At 71.3% G+C, this 1,605-nt stretch carries 1 protein-coding gene and 1 pseudogene; both read left to right on the top strand.

Annotation, left to right across the window (positions count from 1 at the left end; all coding sequences use genetic code 11):
- Nucleotides 1-238: PLP-dependent transferase (locus tag ACFPZL_RS13065; RefSeq protein WP_382335804.1), on the top strand; the 238-nt coding region annotated here is incomplete at its 5' end.
- A 77-nt stretch (nucleotides 239-315) separates the two neighbouring features.
- Nucleotides 316-1,605, top strand: a pseudogene (locus ACFPZL_RS13060) (pyruvate dehydrogenase); the annotation flags it as partial.

Below are 1,605 nucleotides of genomic sequence, written 5' to 3'. Positions count from 1 at the left end.
GGCGCGGCTCTCGGGCGGCGCCGAGGCCGCCGAGCGCCTGACGTCGTCCGTGCGGGTGTTCACGCACGCCGTCTCGCTCGGCGGCGTCGACTCGCTCATCGAGAACCCCGCCGCGCTCACCCACCGCCCCGTCGCGAGCGATGCGAAGCCCGACGCGGGAATCGTGCGCCTCTCCATCGGGCTCGAGAGCGCGGACGACCTGATCGCCGATCTCGAGCAGGGGCTTCGACGACACTGAGCCCGCGGCGGCACTGACGCTGTCGCACTTCACCGCGGGATGCCGAGCTGAGAGACACTGGAGTCGGGAGGCACGCCATGACCGAACAACGCAGGGACGACGCAGGGCGACGCGACGGCGACGCCGCGCACCGCGAGGACCCGGCGCGTCAGTTCGAGACCTCGATCCAGGCCGATCCGCCGACGACGAACTCGCGTCCGCTGACCGCATCGTCGGGCGACGACGCCCTGAGCGAGATCTCGCAGCGCGTGCTGTGGCTCGCCACCGCGATGATCGACGCGGCGAACCGCGGCCGGCCGAACCCCGACGGAGTGAAGGTCGGCGGGCACCAGGCGTCGTCGGCATCGATGACCGGCATCATGACGGCGCTGTGGTTCTCGGAGCTCACGGCGCTCGATCGGGTGTCGGTGAAGCCGCACGCCTCTCCGGTGCTGCACGCGATCAACTATCTGCTCGGCGAGCTCGACGAGTCGTACCTGACCACGCTGCGCTCGCTCGGCGGCCTGCAGCCCTACCCGTCGCGCGCGAAGGATCCCGATACCGTCGACTTCTCTACCGGCTCGGTGGGCATCGGCGCGACCGCACCGATCTGGGCCGCGCTCGCGCATCGCTACCTCTCGGACCGCTTCCCCGAGACGCCGCCGGCCGGCCGGTTCATCTCGCTGCTCGGCGACGCCGAGATGGACGAGGGCGCGGTGTGGGAGGCGATCATCGATCCCGAGGTGCGTCAGCTCGGCGAGGTGGTGTGGATCGTCGACCTCAATCGGCAGTCGCTCGACCGGGTGATCCCCGACACGCAGATCCGCCGCCTGCGCGGCATGTTCGCGGCGGCCGACTGGCAGGTGCTCGCCTGCACCTGGGGGCGGCGACTGCAGACCGCGTTCGCCGCAGAGGGCGGCGACGTCTTCGAAGCGCGGATGCGCCGTATGCCGAACGAGGAGTACCAGCGCATTCTGCGCGCTCACCCCGAGGAGGTGCGCAGGCGCCTGCTCTCGGGCATGACGGAGGGCGATGCGACCGTGCTCGATCGGCTGCTCGCCGCGTACGGCGACCTCGACCTCGCCGAGCTGGTGCGCGATCTCGGCGGGCACGACCTCGACGAGCTGCAGTCGACTTTCGCGCAGATCGACGACACCCGGCCGACCGTGATCTTCGCCTATACGATCAAGGGCCGCGGCCTCGCCCTCGAGGGGCACCCCAGCAACCATGCCGCGCAGCTGACGCTCGAGCAGATGCAGGAGCTGGCCGTCGCCTCGGGCATGTCGCTCGACGAGCCATGGCGGCGGTTCCCCGAGGGATCCGCCGCCGCGCAGATCTGCGCCGACGCAGCCGCGCGTCTGCGGCGCGATCCTTCGCCCGCGGTCGCC

Origin of the sequence: Leucobacter soli, from assembly GCF_042659205.1 — a bacterium.
GTDB classification, from domain to species: Bacteria; Actinomycetota; Actinomycetes; order Actinomycetales; family Microbacteriaceae; genus Leucobacter; species Leucobacter soli.
The sequence above is the reverse complement of the archived record's forward strand: the minus strand, read 5'-3'. Positions and strand labels throughout refer to the sequence as shown.